Genomic DNA, 14,421 nt, shown 5'->3' on the forward strand with positions numbered 1-14,421 from the left:
ATTTCAGAGGACGGATTGCTTCGTCGTGCCTCCTCGCAATGACAGGCTTTATAGCTTGATACTATCCGGCACGGCGGTGCCGGGCTCGTTGTTGAGCTGTTCGAGCAGGTTATCGGTGGCAATGGTATCCACGGGCGCGGCGCGGCGGCGGCGCGGCTCCGACTCGGAAACGCAGATGTACTTCTTGCTGATTTTGGTGGTAGGCTTGGGGAACGGGCCCATGGTGATGTCGAGGGCGGGGTCCTGGTAAAGCTTTTCCATGTAGGCGCCGAAAATGGGCAGCGCCATGCGGCCGCCTTCGCCCTGCTGCGAGCCGTGGAAGTGGATGCTGCGGTCTTCGCCACCCACCCACACGCCCGTCACGAGGTCTTTGGTAACGCCCATATACCAGCCGTCGGAGTAGTTGGAGGTGGTGCCGGTTTTGCCCCCGATCTGGTTGTCTTTTTTCCACAGCTCATAGTCCCAGAGGGCCTGGGAGGTGCCGCCGGGCTCGTCCATGCCGCCGCGCAGCATGTAGAGCATCAGCCAGGCCGTTTCCGACGGAATGGCCCGCTTCTGCTTGGGGTCGAACTGGTGGATGACGTTACCGTTGCGGTCCTCGATGCGGGTGACGAACTGCGGCTCGCTCTGGAAGCCGTTGTTGACGAACGTGCTGTAGGCATCCACCATCTCATATACGCTCACATCGCCGCCCGAGCCCAGCCCGATGCTGGGCACGGAGAGCAGCGGGCTGCTGATGCCGACTTTGTGAGCGTAGTTCACCACGTTGTCCCAACCCACCTTTTCGGTCAGTTGGGCCGTTACGGAGTTTACCGAGCGGGCCATGGCGTGGCGCAGCGTCATGTTGATGCCGGTGTATTCGCGGGTCACGTTGTCGGGCTTCCACTCCATGGGCTGGCCGTTTTCGACGTAGTTGATGGTCACGCGCTGGTCGCGGATCCGGTCGCAGGGCGAGTAGCCGTTGTCGAGGGCCGTGAGGTAAACGAAGGGCTTGAAGGTGGAGCCGGCCTGGCGGCGGCCTTGCTTCACATGGTCGTATTTGAAGAAGCGGTAGTTGATGCCGCCCACCCAGGCCTTCACGTGGCCGGTGAAGGGGTCCATCGTCATCATGCCCGCGTGCAGGAAGCGCTTGTAGTAGGCCAGCGAATCGAGGGGCGAAAGCACCAGCGTGGTGTCGCCGTCGCCTTTCCAGGTAAATACTTTCATGGGCCGCTTGGCGTGCAGGGCCGAGTCGAGGCGCTGGGGCTGGCCCCGGTAGCGCGCGGCCAGCAGCTTGTACTGGTCGGTGCGCTTCATCTGGGTTTCGATAAAGTCCGGGATTTCGTGGCCTTCGTCGTCCACCCAGGGGTTGCCGCCGCGGTTGCGCCAGAAGTTGTCGAAGTCGCGCTGCAGGCGCTTCATGCGGTTTTGCAGGGCCTCCTCGGCGTGCTGCTGCATCCGCGAATCGATGGTGGTGTAGATGCGCAGGCCGTCGCGGTACATATCGTAGCCGTTGGCCTCGCACCACTTGTTCACGAACTGACTCACGGCCCCGCGGAAGTAGGTATCGGGGCCATCAATGTGCTTTTCAACGCGGTAGTGCAGCACGATGGGCTCTTTTTGCAGCGCGGCAATGGTGGCCGCGGGCAGCACGTTGGCCTGGCCCATGCGCTCCAGCACCACGTTGCGGCGCTTCAGAGCCGCCTCGGGGTGGAAGCGCGGGTTGAAGGCCGTGGGGTTGTTCAGAACACCCACCAGCATAGCGGCTTCCGCGGGCTTGAGGCTGTCGGGGGAGGTGTTGAAAAACGTCTTGGCAGCCACCTTGATGCCGTAGGCGTTGGAGCCGTATTCGACGGTATTGAGGTACATCCGCAGAATTTCCTCCTTAGTGTAGCGCCGCTCCAGCTCCACGGCCGTCAGCCATTCCTTGGTTTTGATAACCAAGATGTTGACCAGCGGAATATACCCCAGCAGGCCCCGGTCGCCGCGCCGGATCTTATACAGGTTTTTGGCCAGCTGCTGAGTGAGCGTGGAGCCTCCGCCCTTTTTGCCGCCGCCCGATACGGCCCGGGCCAGGGCCGTCAGGTCGATGCCGGAATGGTCGTAGAAACGCACATCCTCGGTGGCAATGAGGGCCTTGATGAGCAGGGGCGAAATCTTGTTGTAGGCGACTGGGGCGCGGTTTTCGCGGAAGTACTTGCCCAGCAAAACGCCATCGGCGGTGTACAATTCGGAGGCCTGCTCCACCTTCGGGCTCTCCAGCTCCTCCAGCCCCGGCGACTTGCCAAACAGGAACAGGAAGTTGCTCTTCACCAAGATAGGATAGAGCAGAAAGATGCCCAGGAAGACGACAAAAAAGCCCCAGACGGTGCGCGACACGATGTTGGGCCAGCGACGCGGAGGACGGGGAGCAGGAGCAGTTTTCGGCGGTTCGGGGGCAGACATTCGGAGCGGATTGAGTCGGATGAGGCCTCAGCCCCGGCAACTAGCCCGCAAATATACCAGATAGGCGCGGCCTATGCGTGCCCCCCTGCCTGGCAGCCTCACTATCGGTCAGTTTCAGGCCCGGCTCCGGAGCGTATTCTGACTCATGAGAAGCCCCGCTCTGCGGCGACTGGGCCTCGTATTCTTTGTCTGTTACTGCCGTCAGCCTGTGGCTACCTCCGCAAGCGGGCGTTTTGCCAGCTGAGCTATTATTAATTCTGGAGCGCGGACCATCGGCGCGGGGTGGCGGCCAGCTTAGTGCGCCGTAAGCCACTCGTGCCACATAAAGCCCTGCGCCACCAGCCCGCCCCCGCTGGCCAAAGTGGCCCCGACGTAGCCCGCAAGGGCCACGAAGCGCCATACAGATTTCCAGAAGAAGCTTTCCAGGGCACCGGACAGATGCCAGGCAATGTGGGCGGCCACCCAGGGCAGCGCCATCAGACAACTGAGCAGTAGGCTGATAAATACCGGCCGGGCCGCGGGCGTATTGGGCCATAGCTCCTGATGAAATCCTTCGTTGAGGATGCTGAATACCAGCCCCGCCAGCGCCCACCACGCCAGCGGCGGCACCAGCCGGAGCACCAGCGTCAGAAACCGGATAAGCCTGGCAGTCATAGCAGCGGATTACGAATGGCTAATAACTCAGCGCCCTGCGGCGACCAGAGCATCATGAGTAGAAATACCGCGCCTAGCAGCAGCGCCAGCACAGCGCTGGCTACGGGCAGCACCAGCCACACCAGCCGGCGGCGGCGCACGTCGGGGGCAGCGGCGCGTTCCTGCCAGGCCAGCACCAGCGCTAGTAGGGCCACGCCGCCCGCGCACAGCAGCACCATTCCGAGGCTAACGAAGAGTTGGAGCATGGCTGGCGGTGGTAAGTGGGTGAGCCTCGAAGTAGCGGGCGGCCTGGTAGTCGGCCCAGGTGTGGCTGGGCCAGCGCCGCCGGACCTGCCGGGCCTGGAAGCTTCGGATGCGGGCGTGCAGCAGCCGGTGGGCCATGGGTAGGGGAAGCGGCACCCAGGTATTGTTATAGGCTTCGCGGTTCAGTTCGCGGCCGGCAAGTCTGGCTTCGCGGGCGGCCAGCGCGGGCAGCACCCGGTCGGGCATGTCGAGCAGGAAACCGTAGTCGACCTGCCGGAAGCGGGCCTGCAGGTTGTAGCGCACCATCCAGATTTCCCAGTTGCCGGCGGCCAGCACCAGCAGCAGCGCGTAGGCGGCCACAGCATTCAGGCGCACCAGCGCATAGGCCGAGCGGCGCTGCCAGATTTTGAGCAGCACCGTGCCCAGCCCAAAAAACGTGAGCAGCAGAAAGCCATACACCCCGATGCGCTTGTAAGCCAGCCCCGTATGCTGGATGTAGTAGTAGTTGCGCAGCCCCACCGACACGGCCAGCACCGCATTCTGCAGCACCCAGACGGTAGCGCCCCAGCGCAGCACGCGCAGGCCGGGCTGGTAGAAGTTCAGGTTGCGGCGAAAAAACCACAGCACGATGGCCATTGCCACCAGAATGCTCAGAATCAGCGCGTAGGTGCCTTCGTGCACGAACTGCGTCAGATCGAAGCCCGGAGCCGGCACGAAGCCGAACCAGATCCAGCGGATGTCGATGACATTCACAGCCAGCAGCAGCGCGTTTACCAGCCCGATCAGGCCCAGGGCCATCAGGTATTCCTTGCGCAGATCGAGGGCGCGGAAGGTGCGGGGGCGGAAATCGGGGCGACGCACGGCGAAGGAAGCCACCCGGTCGCGCTGCCGGCGCACAAATTCCGCGTAGCGCGACTCCTGATCGGCAAAAAAATGCACTGGCAGGATGAGCACGCCGCCGGCCGTGAGCAGCAGTCCCAGCCCGAAAAACAGCAGGTGCGGAATGGAAAGCCGCTCAAAAAGGAGCTCCAGCGCCTCGCCCAGCAGCGTCAGGGCCCGGTTGGTCAGGGCGCTGTACCGGGGATTAGCCACCGCAAACAGCACATGGAACACCCCCAGCGCCAGCAGCGGCAGGCCCAGCAGGCGGCCGTAGTACCAGGCGCGGCTCAGCTGCCCGCCCACATTGGCCGGCAGGCGCACCATTTGCAACAGCCGCCGCGCGGCCGGCAGCAGGTTGGCCAGGCCCGTGAGCAGCGCAAAACCCACCAACTTCAGGTGGGCCTGGTTTACGTAGCCCAGCCACGCGGCCAACGACACCACGCAGCTCAGCCGGGCCGCGCCCGAGCCATGCACCGCCACCGCCTCCGCGCTTAGCAGCGTGCCCGCTAGCGTAAGCCAAAAGTAGCCGGAGCGCCAGACGGGCGCGGCGCGGGGCAACCCGGCCAGCCCGCCGCCCACCACAAACAGGGTATACAGCAGCAGATTCAGCGCCGCCCGCTCCTGCCAGAACAGCACGTCGAACAGGATGGCCCCCGCCGGCAGCAGCAGCTTTTGCAGGGCCGTGAGCGGGAAAGGTGGAGCCGGGGCCGGGCCGGAAACCGGCCATTGGGCAGCAGAAGCAGAAATGGTTGTCATGTATTTTTTATTTTGAAAGAACTTTGTAATTCAAAGTAATAACCCAAAAAAATACCGCGTCAGCCCCGCAGCAGTTTTTCAAGAATGGTCAGATGCTCCTGAAAAGCGGTTTTGCCCTCTTTGGAAGCCTGGTACGTCGTGTTGGGTTTCTTGCCCACAAACTGCTTGCTCACCAGCACGTAGCCCGCCTTTTCCAGCGCCGAAACGTGGCTGGCCAGGTTGCCATCGGTCAGGTCGAGGGCTTCCTTGAGGTCGTTGAAGCTCACGGAGTCGTTGGCCATCAGCACGGCCATGACTCCCAGCCGCACGCGGTTGTCGAAAGCCTTATTAAGCGTGTGGATGAGGTGTTTCACAATAGTGAGATAGTGAGATAGTGAGTTGGTGAAGTGGTGAAGTGGTGAGTTGGTGAGTTTGATGTGCGGCTTGCGCAAGTGGCGCTTTCGGCGCAGTTAGCGCAGCCGGAATATCAAACTCACTATTTCACCATCTCACCATTTCACTATTTCACCATCTCACCTTTCGTAGCGGTTGTACATGAGCAGGCCGTAGCCGATGTGGCCCAGCCCGAAGCCCAGAGCGAAAAAGATGAGTCCCCAGCCGGGCAGCAGCACGGCCAGCAGCCCCAGCCCCATCTGAGTGAGGCCCAGCAGCCGGATTTCGTCGAGGGTGTATTTGGAGGCGTTGAGCAGGGCCAAGCCATAGAACAGCAGCAGCCCCGGCACCACAAACGAGGCCGCGCCGCGAAGATACAGCGCCAGGCAGAACAAGCCGCCCGCGCCCAGCGGCACGGCCAAGCTCAGCAGCAGGCGGCGGGCCGGGGCATCCCACAGCGGCCGGCCCTCCTGCACGGCCCGGCGGCGCGTGAAGTAGTAGGCCACCGCCAGCGCCAGCGAAATCATGCCCACGGCCAAGGCCAGCAGAAACGGTAGCGCCGCCTGCCGCTCGGCCGCGGTGCCCTGCTCCATGAGCCGTAGAAAGCCCGGCGCGCCGTACTCGGTGCCATATTGCGTTTGCAGATACCAGTGCCCCACGGCCGCACCGGTCAGCGCCACCACGCCCGCCCCCACCCCAGAGAGGCCACTGAGCGACAAAAAGCGGGAAGAGCGCTCCATAATGGCGCGAATCTCGGTGAGCTGGGCAAGCGGATCGGGAGCGGACTTCATATTTTTCAGAGCACTTTGCACTACAAAGTTAGGTTTAGTTTTCGCACATTCAACTTCGCGGCCAAAAATATTTTCCGGCGGCTGAGCGGCCCTGCGCCGTTGCCTGCGTACTTACCCCCGTGAAATTCCGCCTCCAGCTATTCGAGTTTGAAGATTTGCCTTGGTTCCCGAAAGTAATCCGGGCGGGCATGATGGACTACCTGCGCTTCACCATTTCGCTGCTGCGCATCTACCAGCCCATTGTGCCGCTGCTGCGTGAGGCGCTGGTGCGCACCGGCCAGCCGCACCTGCTGGAGCTGTGTGCCGGAGCCGGTGGCGGCACCGAAGGCGTGTGGCGCAGCCTGCGGGCCGCGGGCCTGCCCGACGTGCGCGTTACTCTCTCCGACCTATACCCGCAGCCGGCCGCCTGGCAATTGTTGCATGAGCGCACCCAGGGCGGCATCAGCTTCGCGCCCGCGCCCGTGGATGCCACGGCGGTGCCGACGGGCCTTGTGGGATTTCGGACGGTATTTTCCGCATTCCACCATTTTCCGTCCGCCGCGGCTGAGGCTATGCTGGCCGATGCGGTGCGGCAAAACGCGGGCATCGGGGTATTTGAGGGCGCGGGCAAGCACTGGTATGAGCTGCTGCTGGCCTGGTTGGTGCTGCCGGTGGTGCAGCTGCTCACTACGCCGTTTATCCGGCCTTTCAGCCTCAGTCGGCTGTTTTTCACCTATATCATTCCCCTGATTCCGCTCTGCACCATCTGGGACGGCACGGTTTCCTTGCTGCGCATGTACCCGCCGGCCCAGCTGCTGGCCCTGGCCCGCCGCGCCGACCCCGAGGGCCAATTTCAGTGGCAGGCCGGCAAAGTGCGCAACCCGCTTACTCGCTCCGAGGTGACGTATCTGATTGGCTGGCCGAGAGTCACGGAACAAACCCCAGCCGCAGCACGGCCGCGGCGCGGCTATTTGGCAACCTGAAACTGTAATTGCTAAGCAGGAGTGAACAATAAATGGTTTCTTGCCGCCAGGCGACAGCCGCAGGGCAGCACAGCCGTTAAAAGCAGATTTCAAGTTGTCAATTTCTTACCCTTGCCCGCTCATTCTTCCTTGCTAATTACTACCTACAAAAAGGCGCTGCCGCTGCTGCGCATCCCGTTTTCGGTGTATCTGATGCCCGTGTTTTGGTTTGGGCTGAGTGCGTTGCGCGGGCCGGTGAGCGGGTGGCGGGCCGGGGGCGTGTTTGTGGTGCTGCACCTGCTGGCCTACCCGGCATCCAACGGCTATAACTCTTATTACGACCGGGATGAAGGCAGCATCGGGGGGCTGAAGGCGCCGCCGAAAGTATCGGAGGAGCTGATTCATCTGGTGTGGCTCTTTGATGCGCTGGCCGTGCTGGGGGCGTGGCTATTGTCGCCGTTGTTTGCGGCACTGGTGGCGGTGTATCTGCTGGTTTCCAAAGCGTATAGCTACGAGGGCATCCGGCTCAAAAAGTACCCGTTCGTGAGTACGCTCGTGGTGGTGGTATTCCAGGGTGCTTTCACTTTTCTGATGACGCAAGTGGGCGTGGGGGCTTCCTGGGGCGCTATTCTGGAAAAAACCAACCTGCTACTGGCGCTGGTGAGCACGCTCTTTTTGTGCGGCTCCTACCCGCTCACGCAGGTGTATCAGCACCAGGAAGACCGCCAGCGCGGCGACCAGACGCTGAGTCTGTGGCTGGGGCTGCGCGGCACGTTTGTCTTTGCCGCCGGGGGCCTGCTGCTGGGCGCGGCGGTGCTGGCCGGCACCTACTGGCTGCGGGGCGAAATGCGCAACCTGAGTATTTTTCTGGTGGCTACCGGGCCGGTGGTCGTGCTGTTTGCGCGCTGGGCCTGGGCCGTGTGGCAAGATGCCGCCGCCGCCGACTTTGAGCACACCATGCGTATGAACCAGGTGTCGTCGTTGTGCCTGAGCGCGGCGTTTATCGTCATGTTTGTGCTGGTTCACTGGCGCTAACGCAGGGTGGGAGGCGTGGCAGCTGCTCCAACAGTTTGCCCTCCCGTTGCGTATTTGCAGGCCTACCTCCCCTCCTATCAGCTATGCGCGCCGTTGCCTTCGCCGTCCTGTTTGTTCTCGCCACTGCCTGCTCCGCCCCTGACTCGGCTCAGACCACCGGCCCGACCCCGCCAAGCGAAGCGCCCGCCGCGGCCGAGCCGCTCGATACGGCCCGCGCCCCGGCCGTCACGGCCCAGTCCGACACGCTCAAAGTGGTGCGCCGCCGCCACCTGTTCTCCTCCCCTACCACGCCCGATGTCTTCACTCTGGCGCTGCGCGGATCTAGCCTGCTGGGCGGCGAGGCCACGCTTACCATCACCGATGGCAGCGGACAGGTAATCTTCCGCGAAGTGTTGAGCGCCGCCGATCTGGAAGCTTCGCTGGTGTATGAGATGAAGCAGAGCACGGCCACCGCCACCGAGCGCGAAGCCTTCGTGCGGAAGCGCATGGACGAGTTTTTCGCCGATAAAAACTTCCGCACCCCCGCCATTTCTCCCCAGCAAGCTTACCAGCCCGGCACGCTCGACCGCGCCGCCTGGGACGAGTTGCGCCGACAGCCCAAAACCATCGGCTTTCAGTATCTGGTGGGCAAGGAAGACGCGCGCCGCGTGGTGTGGTCGCCGCTCAAAAAACAGGTGGTGCAGCTGCCCGGCTTCGGGGGCTAAGTGCTTCAGCTGACGGGGACAACGGGCAATTTCAGAACCCGAAAACCATTCAGGCAGCCTATTTTTCGGCTTCTTCCGCAGCCTGCCTGAGCGCCTGCTCCAGACCACTGGCAAAGGGCGCATAGGGCTGAAACCCGCGGGCCAGCAGATAGCCCTGGTTGCCGACGCGCAGAATGATGGTGGGGAAGCCCTGCACCCCGATCTGGGCCACGGCCGCAAACTCCTTTTGCGTGGCGGCGGCGGTTTCGGGCAGCAGCCAGCGCCGCCGGAACTCCGCCAGATCCAGCCCGTAGGCGGCTACCAGCGCTTCGTAGGTGCGCGGGTCGTTCAGATCGTGGCCATGATAGAAATGCGCCTGCTGAATGTCGTGCGCGAAGTTGATGGCGCGGTCCTGCTCGTCGAGTTGCCGGAAGATGGTGATGGCGCGGCAGGGCGGCTCCGAATCCTGGATGTTGCGGCCCTCAGCCCCCAGCGCCCGGAACGCGGCCCCGAACTCCACGCCGGCCGCCTGCTCTACCTGAGCCAAAGCGCCTTCGATATAGCCCCACGCTGCCCCGATGGGAGCCACCCGCTCGCCCGTTACCATGCCACCGCACAGCACCGAAACCGCCACGCGGCCCGCGTAGTCGGCTTTGATGCGCTGCATCACGGGGCTCATGCCATAGCACCAGCCGCAGAGTGGGTCGAAAATGTAGAGAATTTCGGGGAGGTCGGGGGCTTGTTCCATACGTGGGGCAAAGGTAGCGGCAGAGCCTTATGCAGCAACTTCGAAGGCCCGCCACAGGTTGCCCAAATTTTTAGGCTCGGTCACCCTAATACATTAAGAAGGCCTTTTTTAGTCTGATTTGCCACCATTTGGCGCTATTTATTCTCTCTTAGCTATGCTCGTACTCCTTATTTCTGCCTTCTATCTCTCAACAGCGTCAGCTCCCGACAGCCTGGTTATTTTCAGTGCGCAACGGACGTACCACTACCGGGCGGTGTATATCAGCCCGACCGGCGACACGTTGTCGCGGGAGCGGATAACGATGCAGCCCTCCGGCCAGCCTTGGGTGGGCCAGCCCAAACGCCAGAGCGCCTGCACAGTGCAGTATTCCTACCGCCCCGCCGACTCGCTGACGTTTTCTGCCCGCCCCAACCCGCAAACGCAGGACGTGCGCAAACCATACGCCTGGCAGTGGCAGTATTCCACCGTGACCGGGGTGATAGAAAACCCGCAGGAAATCTGGATTCATCCTTTCCGCAGCAACCAGTACGCCTACACGGAGGTAGCGCCCTTCCCGCAGGTAAAACCGGCTTTGCTGCACCCAGGCAAGAGTTGGCGCGGGGGCCGGCTGTTTATCATGGGCGGCTGGGGCGCTTTTAAAGGCAGCGTCCAGCCCACCTACCACGTGAAAGCCCCGGCAACCCGCCGCTACGGCAAGCAGGATCTGAGCGGTTGCTGGCTGATCGAGGCAGTAGGCCAGCACAGCCGATTGGGCACCAGCTACCTCGACTTCTACTTCCACCCCCGCTACGGCTTCACCGAAGTGCACTACCGCTTCTACGACGGCACCCGAATTTCCTTTGTTTTAGAGCAGCTTGACACTGCCAGTTAGCAGAACTCAGCACAAATAAAAAGGCCCGCTGCATTACTGCAACGGGCCTTTTTATTTTGATTCAACTCAGTCTTAGCCGTTCATCGACACCAGGAACTCCTCATTGCTCTTGGTATTCTTGATGCGGTCCTTCAGGAATTCCATGGCTTCGATGGCCGTCATGTCGGCCATGAACTTGCGGAGCACCCAGATGCGGTTCAGCTCCTCTTTGCCCATCAGCAAGTCTTCGCGGCGGGTGCCGGAAGCCGGGATGTCGATGGCCGGGAACACGCGCTTGTTGGCCAGCTTGCGGTCCAGCTGCAATTCCATATTGCCGGTGCCCTTGAATTCCTCAAAGATTACCTCGTCCATCTTGGAGCCGGTTTCAATCAGGGCCGTGGCGATGATGGTGAGCGAGCCGCCGTTTTCCACGTTGCGGGCCGCGCCGAAGAAGCGCTTGGGCTTGTGCAGCGCGTTGGCATCCACACCCCCCGACAGGATTTTGCCGGAAGCCGGTTGCACCGTGTTGTAGGCCCGGGCCAGGCGGGTAATCGAGTCGAGCAGAATCACCACGTCGTGGCCGCATTCCACGAGGCGCTTGGCCTTATCCAGGGCAATACTGGCGATTTTGACGTGGCGGTCGGCGGTTTCGTCGAAGGTGGAGCTGAGCACTTCGGCCTTCACCGAGCGGGCCATGTCCGTCACTTCCTCGGGGCGCTCATCAATCAGCAGAATGATGAGGTACACTTCGGGGTGATTTTCGGAAATAGCGTTGGCAATTTCCTGCAGCAGCACCGTTTTGCCGGTTTTGGGCTGCGCCACAATCAGGCCGCGCTGCCCCTTGCCGATGGGCGCAAACAGGTCCATGATGCGGGTGCTGAGCTGGGTCGACTTGGTGGTCAGCTTTAGGCGCTCCTCCGCAAACAGCGGCGTGAGGTGGCTAAATGGAATCCGGTCCCGGGCTTCTTCCACGGTGCGGCCGTTTATGCCATCCACGCCCAGCAGGGCAAAGTATTTCTCGCCCTCACGTGGCGGCCGGATGGTGCATTTCACCGTGTCGCCGGCTTTCAGCGCAAACTGCTTCACCTGCGCCGGCGACACATAAATGTCGTCGGGCGAGGCCAGGTAGTTGTAGAAGGGGCTGCGCAGGAAGCCGTAGCCGCCGTCGGGCATCATCTCCAGCGTACCTTCGCTGGGAATCGAAATATCGAAATCGTTGCGGGGAGTGCGGGCGGCCTGGTTTTGCTGGCCCTGCTCGCCACCCTGCCGGCCTTGGCGCTGCTGGTCGCGCAGAGCCGAGCGGTCTTCGCGGCGGGCCTGGTCGCGCTCGGCCCGGTCCGGGCGGTCGAGGCGGTCAGAACGGTCGGGGCGGTTTTCGCGCGGCTCGCGGGGTGCATCGGTACGCATCGGGCGGTCGTCGCGGCGGCCCTGGTCGCGGTTTTCGCGGGGTGCGTCGTTGCGATAGTCGCCGCGGGACTCGCGGCCTTCCCGCGGCTCCCGGTTGCCTTCGCGCTGGTCGCGGCCGGTGCCATTTTCGGGGCGGGGCTCACGGTACACGAATGGGGCCATGGTGGGGGCAGCCGGTGCGGTTTCGGCAGGGGCAACCGGCGCGGCAGCCGCATCTACGGCCGGGGCTTCGGGCATCACCACGGCCGGCGCGTCGGGGCCGGCGGCATCGGCGGCCGGCTTTTCGGTCCGCTGGTCGGTGCGGGTGCGGCGCTCGGGGCGCTGATACACTTTAACGGGCCGCTCGGCCCCATCAGCCGACTCACCGTTCAGCACCGGAGCCAGCGCGGGCTCTGCGGCGGCCGGCGCTTCCGTGGCCACCGGCACCGGGGCTTCGGCTACCGGCGCGGCGGCTTTGAGGGGGCGCACCGCCACCGGGGCGGGCGGCGTAGAGCGCACGGCGCGGGCAGCCGTAGCGCGGGGCGCGGCGGGCTCGCGGCGGGCAGCCGGAGCCGCTGCCGCCGAAGCGGCCGGAGCCACATCGGAAAAAGCCAACGGCGCGGCCGCGGGCTTATCGTCAGCGGTTGTCACTTTGCTGGGGAGCTTGTCAGTTGGCGTGATGGCCTGCTGATCCAGGATCTTATAGATAAGGTCCTGCTTGCTGAGTTTTTTGAAGTTACCAACATTCAGCTTCTCTGCTATTTCCTTCAGCTCGGAAAGCAAACGGTCCTTCAACTCTTCAATATTGTACATACACTAAAACGGGGGGGGAGAAAAACGAGCGGGTACGAAGCCGACACGGAGCAACACAGGCCAATCCGGACAAACGAGGGGCAGCCGCGGCGCGGCGCGTAGCACGGGGGATTCGGAACGAGAAACGAGGGTGGTACGGGGCGGCGCTGGGGATAATTCGGACCGTGCGCGGGCAAAAACTGGCTCCGGGTCCGGCATCAGCGGCCGATTCACTTACGCAATGTTAGCGTAATACGCCGGAACCGCCAAATGGGATGCCGATTTTTTAACTGGCTGGCCGGTAGTCGTTCTGCCTGGCCGGGAGGGCGTGGCTTGCGGCTCCAGATTTTCGGTTTTGCGGGCCGCGGAAAGTGGTGAGGCGACCGGGGCCGCTCCCAGTTGTTTCAACTGCGGCGTGAGCGGGTTGGTTCGTTTTTGGGGCACCCCAGGCCTATGGCGGGCCGGGCGGCGTGGGCAGAAGGGCAGCCCTGGCAGCGGCGGCCGGCATAAACTTCGGCGCTTTAGCGGGGGCACTTCTCAAAAAAACCTACTTTTGCCGGCGTTCAAATTCGCGTTTTCTGCCTTATGCTGCAAGTTTCCGTCCTCAAAGAAAACCCCGAGCTGGTGCTGGCCGGGCTGGCCAAAAAGCACTACAAAACCGCTGAGGCCGACGTGGCGGCCATTCTCAGCCTCGATCAGCGCCGCAAAGACCTGCAAACGGCCCACGACCTGGCCCAGGCCGAGGCCAACGAGCTGGCCCGGCAGATTGGCGGCCTGATGAAAAGCGGCGACAAAGCCGGGGCCGAAACCCTGAAAACGCGCACCGCCGAGCTAAAGCAGCAAACCAAAGCCGCTGCCGATGAGCTGGCGCAGGTAGAGCACACGCTGCAGCAAACCCTCTACAAGCTCCCGAACCTGCCCCATAGCAGCGTGCCCGAAGGCCGCAGCGCCCAAGACAATGAGGTGGTGCGCGAAGGCGGCCGCAAGCCCGAGCTGCCTGCCGACGCCCTCCCCCACTGGGACCTGATCAAAAAGTACGACATCATCGACTTCGAGCTGGGCAACAAGATTACCGGCGCGGGTTTTCCGGTATACAAGAAGCAGGGCGCGCGCCTGCAGCGGGCCCTCATCAACTTCTTTCTGGACGAAGCCCGCGATGCCGGCTACGACGAGATTCAGCCCCCGATCTTGGTGAACGAGGCCAGCGGCTACGGCACCGGCCAGCTGCCCGACAAGGAAGGCCAGATGTACCACGATGCCAAGGACGACCTCTACCTGATTCCGACCTCGGAGGTGCCCATCACGAACCTGTACCGCGACGAGATTGTGCCGGTAGAGCAGCTGCCCATTCGCAACACGGGCTACACGCCCTGCTTCCGCCGCGAGGCCGGCAGCTGGGGTGCCGATGTGCGCGGCCTCAACCGCCTGCACCAGTTCGACAAGGTGGAAATCGTGCAGATTACGCAGCCCGAAAACAGCTATGCGGCCCTGGATGGCATGGTGGCCCACATCGAAGGGCTGCTGCAGAAGTTGGAGCTGCCCTACCGCATCCTGCGCCTGTGCGGCGGCGACATGGGCTTCACCTCGGCCCTCACCTTCGATCTGGAGGTGTGGAGCGCCGCGCAGGGCCGCTGGCTGGAAGTAAGCTCGGCTTCGAACTTTGAAACCTACCAGGCCAACCGCCTGAAGCTGCGCTACCGCAACGAAAACGGCAAAATGCAACTGCTGCACACGCTCAATGGCTCGGCCCTGGCCCTGCCCCGCATCGTGGCCGCGCTGCTGGAAAACAACCAGTCCGCCGACGGCATCCGGCTGCCGCAAGTGCTGCACTCGTACTGCGGATTTGAGAAAATAGGGTAAGCGGTTA

13 protein-coding genes are annotated in these 14,421 nt (G+C 62.9%); 5 read left to right on the plus strand and 8 right to left on the minus strand.

Features of this window, described 5'->3' with window-relative positions:
- Positions 1-48: 48 nt before the first annotated feature.
- The 6 genes from BUB62_RS03980 to BUB62_RS04005 form a co-directional block, all read right to left on the minus strand.
- The gene (locus BUB62_RS03980; RefSeq protein WP_084538811.1) at positions 49-2,424 is read right to left on the minus strand and encodes a transglycosylase domain-containing protein; all 2,376 of its coding nucleotides are present in this window, start codon (positions 2,422-2,424) and stop codon (positions 49-51) included.
- Between the two features lie 294 nt (positions 2,425-2,718).
- Positions 2,719-3,078 carry a hypothetical protein gene (locus BUB62_RS03985; RefSeq protein ID WP_073106478.1) on the minus strand — a complete coding sequence of 120 codons (360 nt, stop codon included), beginning with the start codon at positions 3,076-3,078 and terminating at the stop codon, positions 2,719-2,721.
- A complete protein-coding gene (locus BUB62_RS03990) occupies positions 3,075-3,323 on the minus strand; it encodes a hypothetical protein (protein WP_143164018.1) in 249 nt (82 codons plus the stop codon). Before BUB62_RS03990 ends, BUB62_RS03985 begins: the two co-directional genes overlap by 4 nt.
- Entirely contained in the window at positions 3,304-4,956 is a 1,653-nt protein-coding gene (locus BUB62_RS03995; RefSeq protein WP_073106484.1) for a DUF4153 domain-containing protein, read from the minus strand. Before BUB62_RS03995 ends, BUB62_RS03990 begins: the two co-directional genes overlap by 20 nt.
- A 59-nt stretch (positions 4,957-5,015) precedes the next feature.
- Complete coding sequence (locus BUB62_RS04000; protein WP_073107290.1) at positions 5,016-5,309, minus strand: winged helix-turn-helix domain-containing protein; 294 nt, start codon at positions 5,307-5,309, stop codon at positions 5,016-5,018.
- 159 nt (positions 5,310-5,468) lie between these two features.
- Positions 5,469-6,119: a hypothetical protein gene (locus tag BUB62_RS04005; protein WP_073106487.1), complete on the minus strand. Its 651-nt coding sequence runs from the start codon at positions 6,117-6,119 to the stop codon at positions 5,469-5,471.
- 119 nt (positions 6,120-6,238) lie between these two features.
- Here BUB62_RS04005 and BUB62_RS04010 point away from each other — a divergent pair, with 119 nt between their 5' ends.
- The 3 genes from BUB62_RS04010 (at position 6,239) to BUB62_RS04020 (ending at position 8,799) form a co-directional block, all read left to right on the plus strand.
- The gene (locus tag BUB62_RS04010; protein ID WP_073106490.1) at positions 6,239-7,081 is read left to right on the plus strand and encodes a hypothetical protein; all 843 of its coding nucleotides are present in this window, start codon (positions 6,239-6,241) and stop codon (positions 7,079-7,081) included.
- Between the two features lie 111 nt (positions 7,082-7,192).
- Positions 7,193-8,095 carry a UbiA family prenyltransferase gene (locus tag BUB62_RS04015; RefSeq protein ID WP_234988624.1) on the plus strand — a complete coding sequence of 301 codons (903 nt, stop codon included), beginning with the start codon at positions 7,193-7,195 and terminating at the stop codon, positions 8,093-8,095.
- Between the two features lie 83 nt (positions 8,096-8,178).
- On the plus strand, positions 8,179-8,799 hold the full coding sequence (locus tag BUB62_RS04020; RefSeq protein ID WP_073106496.1) for a hypothetical protein: 621 nt from the start codon (positions 8,179-8,181) through the stop codon (positions 8,797-8,799).
- Between the two features lie 58 nt (positions 8,800-8,857).
- Here BUB62_RS04020 and BUB62_RS04025 read toward each other — a convergent pair whose 3' ends face one another.
- Positions 8,858-9,526, minus strand: coding sequence for a DsbA family protein (locus BUB62_RS04025; protein ID WP_073106499.1), 669 nt, complete (start codon positions 9,524-9,526; stop codon positions 8,858-8,860).
- Between the two features lie 154 nt (positions 9,527-9,680).
- Between BUB62_RS04025 and BUB62_RS04030 the strand changes: the two genes are divergently transcribed.
- On the plus strand, positions 9,681-10,397 hold the full coding sequence (locus tag BUB62_RS04030; RefSeq protein WP_143164019.1) for a hypothetical protein: 717 nt from the start codon (positions 9,681-9,683) through the stop codon (positions 10,395-10,397).
- Between the two features lie 72 nt (positions 10,398-10,469).
- Here BUB62_RS04030 and rho read toward each other — a convergent pair whose 3' ends face one another.
- A complete protein-coding gene (gene rho / locus BUB62_RS04035; RefSeq protein ID WP_073106505.1) occupies positions 10,470-12,575 on the minus strand; it encodes a transcription termination factor Rho in 2,106 nt (701 codons plus the stop codon).
- Positions 12,576-13,139: 564 nt separating this feature from the next.
- Here rho and serS point away from each other — a divergent pair.
- Positions 13,140-14,414 (plus strand): serine--tRNA ligase, encoded by a 1,275-nt coding sequence (gene serS, locus BUB62_RS04040; RefSeq protein ID WP_073106508.1) that lies wholly within the window; start codon positions 13,140-13,142, stop codon positions 14,412-14,414.
- The last annotated feature ends 7 nt before the right edge of the window (positions 14,415-14,421 follow it).

The organism is Hymenobacter daecheongensis DSM 21074, assembly GCF_900141805.1.
Taxonomy (GTDB): Bacteria; Bacteroidota; Bacteroidia; order Cytophagales; family Hymenobacteraceae; genus Hymenobacter; species Hymenobacter daecheongensis.

Bases quoted from the DNA above. Each gene is read 5' to 3' on its own strand.
- BUB62_RS04030 (WP_143164019.1), top strand. From the start codon at position 9,681: ATGCTCGTACTCCTTATTTCTGCCTTCTATCTCTCAACAGCGTCAGCT.
- BUB62_RS04020 (WP_073106496.1), top strand. From the start codon at position 8,179: ATGCGCGCCGTTGCCTTCGCCGTCCTGTTTGTTCTCGCCACTGCCTGC.
- BUB62_RS03990 (WP_143164018.1), bottom strand. From the start codon at position 3,323: ATGCTCCAACTCTTCGTTAGCCTCGGAATGGTGCTGCTGTGCGCGGGC.
- BUB62_RS04005 (WP_073106487.1), bottom strand. From the start codon at position 6,119: ATGAAGTCCGCTCCCGATCCGCTTGCCCAGCTCACCGAGATTCGCGCC.
- BUB62_RS04025 (WP_073106499.1), bottom strand. From the start codon at position 9,526: ATGGAACAAGCCCCCGACCTCCCCGAAATTCTCTACATTTTCGACCCA.
- BUB62_RS03985 (WP_073106478.1), bottom strand. From the start codon at position 3,078: ATGACTGCCAGGCTTATCCGGTTTCTGACGCTGGTGCTCCGGCTGGTG.
- rho (WP_073106505.1), bottom strand. From the start codon at position 12,575: ATGTACAATATTGAAGAGTTGAAGGACCGTTTGCTTTCCGAGCTGAAG.
- serS (WP_073106508.1), top strand. From the start codon at position 13,140: ATGCTGCAAGTTTCCGTCCTCAAAGAAAACCCCGAGCTGGTGCTGGCC.
- BUB62_RS03995 (WP_073106484.1), bottom strand. From the start codon at position 4,956: ATGACAACCATTTCTGCTTCTGCTGCCCAATGGCCGGTTTCCGGCCCG.
- BUB62_RS03980 (WP_084538811.1), bottom strand. From the start codon at position 2,424: ATGTCTGCCCCCGAACCGCCGAAAACTGCTCCTGCTCCCCGTCCTCCG.